Origin of the sequence: Longimonas sp. (genome assembly GCF_046498435.1) — a bacterium.
Taxonomy (GTDB): Bacteria; Bacteroidota; Rhodothermia; order Rhodothermales; family Salinibacteraceae; genus Longimonas.
On sequence record NZ_JAWOAR010000135.1, the window covers coordinates 1 to 5,257 of the forward strand.

Genomic DNA, 5,257 nt, shown 5'->3' on the forward strand with positions numbered 1-5,257 from the left:
GTGCCAAAGTTGGGGTAGACGTGCGCGGTGGTGCCGCCCAGGTCGTCGGCTACGGCCTCGGCCAGGGCAATGCCCGTGCCTGGGCCCACCGTCACAAAGTCGAGATCGGTGGTGGGACGGCCAATCAGCAGGTCGCGCACCAGCCCGCCTACCGCATAGGCTTCGATCTCTTCCTGGGCCGCGACCTCGCCGATGCGTTTCAGCAGGGCGGCGTATGGTCGGTCGCGGAGGGCAGTGCGCAGTTCGGTGGACATGGGGCGTTGGCAGGGGGTCAGTACAAATGGTCAGTGCACAGCATAGGCGCACGTGTTGCGCCCGAAAACGTTCGTTCCTTACGGGTCGGACGCAGGAGCGTCCGGTGCCAGGTCCTGTGGTTAATCTCACAGTATTACATTATACCAAAAATGCGAGAGCTCAATATGCACATTTTCAGATTCGTCCTGGATTCCCGTACCGAGCCCAAGCAACAGCGGGCCTGCGTCTTCTCGTCCTGCGCCTTCTCGTAAGTGCGCTTCTTTTCCTGGATCCTGGATCTCCGTTCGCAAGCTCACTGCGTCCAGGATGACACCCGAGTGGGGACCGAGCCGGGATCCAGGGCCGCTGAAGCGAAAGCAAGTGTCTTGTTGCACGCTGGAGACGTGAGCAAACCCGAAGGCATACAGCACGCCAAAATTATCTCCCCTGCGTCCAACGGTCCCCCGTTGGACGTACCCGGGGGCGCTCCTGCGTCCTTAGCATATTAGGCGGCGGCACGGCGAGGTAGCACCTCTCTTTCCAAAAGGGCATATTTGGTGCGACGGGCGAACGGGGGACCGTTCGCCTGAGGGGAGAGAGTTGTCATGTCTGGGGCGGCTGCAGTACAATCAGGTGTGGCGCAGGCGCTGAAGCACCGGCCACGTATCCACCACCTCGTCGCGGTCTACGGCGTAGAGCACCGGCTGCGTGGCCACGGTCACACACGCATGGTTCGGCACAATGCGCAGACGATCGCCCACGCCCATCGTCGCGCCGCCCGGCACCTGCATCCAGCCATGCTCTTCCGAGAGATTTGTGATCTGCACGTGTGGGTGTTCGCGCATAAACGCCGCATTGTAGAGCGCAATCCCAAACCCCGACGTCCGCGCCCCCGTGTCGGTCGTAAACACCTTCTTCCCCGCATCCACAAACACCCGCTCGGTCCCATTCGGCATGCGGTGCCGACTCACCACCTGCGTGTACGCCGTCAGCGCGCAATGGTCGAGCGGACACACGCCCAGCGTGTGCTGCATCGCATCGTAAAACACGTAGTTACCGGGACGAATTTCGGTGATGCGCAGGCCCTCGTGCTCGGTGTTCTCGAAGTAACGCATCGAGGGCGTAGAGCCAATGCTCACCGTAAAATCGGCCGTTGCCACCGGCGGCGAGGTTTCGCTATAGATGCGCGCGGCGGCCTCCAGAATGCGATGGGTTTCCTGGTGGGACACACGGCGCAGCGCCTCCTCCGGCGTTTCGGATGCATCTGGGCCGGCATAGCTCTGCCCAGCGTGGGTCAGCACACCCGCCAGACGCAGCGACTCGGCCTCGATAATCTGTCGCGCGCGGGGGATGAGCACATCGCCATCCGGCTTCACCCCGCAGCGTCCATGCCCGGTGTCAATTTCGAGCAGCACCCGGGCGGGGTTGTCGGCGGAGTAGGCGCGGGCGGCCTGCGCGATGCCGGCCTCCGTATCCACACAGAAGCGTACCGAAGCGTGCTTGCGCAGCGCCCGAATGCGCTCGTGCGCGTGGGCGCCCACCATAGGATAAGCAATCGTCAGATCGGTGAAGCCCGCCTCCGCAAACTGCTCCGCCTCGTCGAGCGTGGCCACGGTGAGGCCCACGGCGCCCGCTTCGCGCTGTAGCGTGGCAATGTCGGGCGACTTGTGGGTTTTGGCGTGTGGACGCAGGTTGACGTCTTGGGCGTCAGCTTTCGTCTGCATCCGGTCGATGTTGGCGGCAAGGCGCGTGGTATCCACCAAAAGCGCAGGCGTGGGCAGGTCGTCGATCAGCATGGCAAGGCGGGATGTGTGTGGGAAATCGGCAGAGGATCGGGCGTTGAGATGGTTGCTGTAGGGGGTAGAGACGCGCCAGTGGCGGTATCTGTTTAGCGGGCTTCAATGATCGCCCGGGATATCCGCACCCCAGGAGTACTCGGTCGCGGTGCTCCCAGCGCTTCGCTCCTGATCCCGGGCTAAGGGGACTCATAGCCGGGTAACCTGTGCCGACCACTGTCGGTACCGCTCGCGTCCCCGGCGCCCTATCCGGCGAATGCTATCGAAAACTGAACGCGTACCGGGCTACAAGTCGCTAAACACGTACATTAGCACGTCTCTACTCAACATACGGCGTTGCAGGCATCCACAGAAAACGCCCACCTCGACAGAATCGAGACGGGCGTTGCATAGGTTGCGATGCTACTGCAGGAGGCAAGCCTATCGAGCGAGCGTTACCCCCCACCCGTTACACCCCACCCATAGACACGCGCAGGCGATTGCGAGCGCGGGTGAGCGCAGCCTCTGCTTCTTCACGCTCCTCGGGCGAGGCGCTGTCGTCGAGGCGCCTTAGAGCGCGCTGCTCGGCTTTTTTGGCCCGTTCGGTGTCGATATCTGACGACGGCTCGGCGGTTTCTGCGAGTACAATGACGCGGTTGTCGAGCACCTCCAAGAAACCGCCACTGGTCGCAAACTCGATGCGTCCGTTGCGGGCGGTAAGGTCCTCGTAGGCGTCTTTTGTCTTCACCACAAGCTTGCCGACTTCAAACGCAGCAATCATAGGCGCGTGGTTGCGCAGCACCTCGAACGAGCCCTCAATACCGGGCGCTTGCACGCCACGAGCCTCGCCCTCAAAGGCGCGTCCGTCGGGGGTTACAATGTCAACGCTGAGCTGGGTAGCCATGAACACAAGGGGTTGGGGCAGCGCGGCGGCGTGTGCGCAGCTTAAGGAAGCAGGCAGAGGCCGCCGTGTGCGATGTACAATTACGCGTCGTCTTCGGCAAGCATTGCTTCGCCGTCCTCAATCACCTCCTCGATGGTGCCTTTGAGGAGGAACGCCTGCTCGGGCAGGTGGTCGAGTTCGCCATCCAGAATCATGCGGAAGCCGCGGATGGTTTCTTCGATCGAGACGTAGGCGCCGGGCGTGCCGGTAAACTGCTCGGCCACAAAGAACGGCTGACTCAGGAAGCGCTGCACGCGGCGGGCGCGGTTCACGGCCTGCTTGTCGTCGTCAGAGAGCTCGTCCATCCCCAGAATGGCGATGATGTCTTGCAGCTCCTTGTAGCGCTGCAGAATGCGCTTCACTTCTTGCGCCGTCTGGTAGTGGTCTTTGCCAACGGTGCGCTCGTTCAGAATCTGGCTGTTAGAGTCGAGCGGGTCAATGGCCGGGTAGATGCCCTGCGACGACAGCTGGCGCGAGAGCACCGTGGTGGCGTCGAGGTGGGCAAACGTGGTCGCCGGGGCGGGGTCAGTCAAGTCATCCGCCGGTACGTATACCGCCTGGAACGACGTAATCGAGCCCTTCTGGGTCGAGGTAATGCGCTCTTGCAAGTCGCCCATTTCGCTGGCGAGGGTCGGCTGGTAGCCTACAGCGCTCGGCATGCGGCCCATAAGCGCCGACACCTCGGACCCGGCTTGCACGAAGCGGAAGATGTTATCAAGGAAGAACAGCACGTCGCGTCCGCCCAGATCGCGGAAGTACTCCGCAATGGTGAGGCCGGTGAGCCCCACGCGGGCACGCGCTCCGGGTGGCTCGTTCATCTGGCCGAAGACCAGCGCCAGGTTTGAGGTTTTGACGGCTTCCATGTCGACCTTGTCAAGGTCCCAGCCGCCTTCTTCCATGGCTTCGCCGAACTCCTCGCCGTAGGTCATCACGCCGGACTCCAGCATTTCGCGGAGCAGGTCGTTGCCTTCGCGGGTACGTTCGCCTACGCCGCTGAACACCGAGAGGCCCTCGTGCGCTTTCGCAATGTTGTTGATGAGCTCCTGAATGAGCACGGTCTTACCAACGCCGGCACCGCCAAACAGGCCCACCTTCCCCCCTTTCGGCACGGGCTGGATGAGGTCAATCACCTTAATGCCCGTTTCGAGCATCTCCACCGAAGAAGCCAGCTGGTCGAACGAAGGCGACGGCTGGTGGATGGCGCGGCGCTCGCCGGTTTCAGGCTGCGGCAGGCCGTCAACGGCCTGGCCGGTCACGTCGAAGAGGCGCCCGCGAATCGACTCGCCAATGGGCACCGAAATGGGAGCGCCCGCCTGCTGCACCTCTTGGCCTCGCTGAAGGCCGTCGGTGCTATCCATGGCAATGGAACGAACGCGGTGCTCGCCCAGGTGCTGCTGCACCTCAAGAATGAGATCGTCGCCCGATTCGCGCTCAATAACCAGCGCATCCAAAATGTTGGGCACCGCATCCGGCGGGAACTCGGCGTCCACCACCGGGCCTACGATTTCAACGATAGAGCCCGTATCTGTTGCAGTTTGTACGTCCATGAGGAGATGGTCAAAGTCCAGGTGATTCGTCGGCAGCGCATCGCAACCGCACGGATGCGCCAGAATACGGCGCACGCGGCACGGCCATGAACATAGCAGAGCGCGCACCCAAATGCTTCCGTACTTCGTGGTCAAACTGCGTAAAGGCAGCAAAGAATTGTGGAATTTCGGGGGCTGCGTGCAAGGAGTCGCCGTCTGACGAAATTGCGGCCTTCTGAGCCCGGCGCGCCGCCCTGACGTATCCGCCCTGACGCCCCGACGTGCGGGCTGCCATTGGGGCGAGCGGCGATTCGCGCTTCGAAGGCTTCGCCGCTTCATCCTGCCAACATGACAGCGCATTCCGCTGTGGTATGCTTTTCGACTTGTACAAGAAACGCATGAGCACGATCGAAGACTCATGCGATGATATCGCGGCCTTTTCCTGCATAACCACATCACACCCATGAATCTGCAAAAGTTTACGATCAAAGCGCAAGAGGCAGTGCAGAAAGCGATGGAGATCGCGGCCTCGCACCAGCACCAAGGCGTAGAGCCTGCTCACGTGCTCAAGGCAGTGCTCAGCGATCCGGAGGGCATTGCCGTGTCCATTTTGCGACGCATTGGAGCCAACATCGATCGCTTGCAGAAACAGGCGGATACGGCACTCGACAAGCTCCCCAAAGTCTCGGGATCAACTCCACCAAGGCTGCGGCCGCGCAACTCAGCGGTTTCGTCGCCTACTACAACTTCATGCGGCCCCTCGGCGCCCTAAAGGGCCG

5 protein-coding genes and 1 pseudogene are annotated in these 5,257 nt (G+C 62.1%); 1 reads left to right on the forward strand and 5 read right to left on the reverse strand.

From position 1 onward, the window contains the following. From R6U20_RS05060 to R6U20_RS05080, 5 genes and pseudogenes are all read right to left on the reverse strand, one after another. A pseudogene (locus tag R6U20_RS05060) lies at positions 1-254 on the reverse strand (tRNA nucleotidyltransferase); the annotation flags it as partial. A 609-nt stretch (positions 255-863) separates the two neighbouring features. After that, a complete protein-coding gene (locus R6U20_RS05065; protein WP_410336779.1) occupies positions 864-2,030 on the reverse strand; it encodes an alanine racemase in 1,167 nt (388 codons plus the stop codon). Between the two features lie 448 nt (positions 2,031-2,478). Further along, positions 2,479-2,913 carry an ATP synthase F1 subunit epsilon gene (atpC, locus tag R6U20_RS05070; RefSeq protein ID WP_410336780.1) on the reverse strand — a complete coding sequence of 145 codons (435 nt, stop codon included), beginning with the start codon at positions 2,911-2,913 and terminating at the stop codon, positions 2,479-2,481. A gap of 80 nt (positions 2,914-2,993) precedes the next feature. After that, on the reverse strand, positions 2,994-4,499 hold the full coding sequence (gene atpD, locus R6U20_RS05075; RefSeq protein ID WP_410336781.1) for a F0F1 ATP synthase subunit beta: 1,506 nt from the start codon (positions 4,497-4,499) through the stop codon (positions 2,994-2,996). Between the two features lie 10 nt (positions 4,500-4,509). Further along, complete coding sequence (locus R6U20_RS05080) at positions 4,510-4,773, reverse strand: hypothetical protein (protein ID WP_410336782.1); 264 nt, start codon at positions 4,771-4,773, stop codon at positions 4,510-4,512. 168 nt (positions 4,774-4,941) lie between these two features. Between R6U20_RS05080 and R6U20_RS05085 the strand changes: the two genes are divergently transcribed. Then, positions 4,942-5,250, forward strand: coding sequence for a Clp protease N-terminal domain-containing protein (locus tag R6U20_RS05085; protein ID WP_410336783.1), 309 nt, complete (start codon positions 4,942-4,944; stop codon positions 5,248-5,250). Positions 5,251-5,257 lie beyond the last annotated feature (7 nt).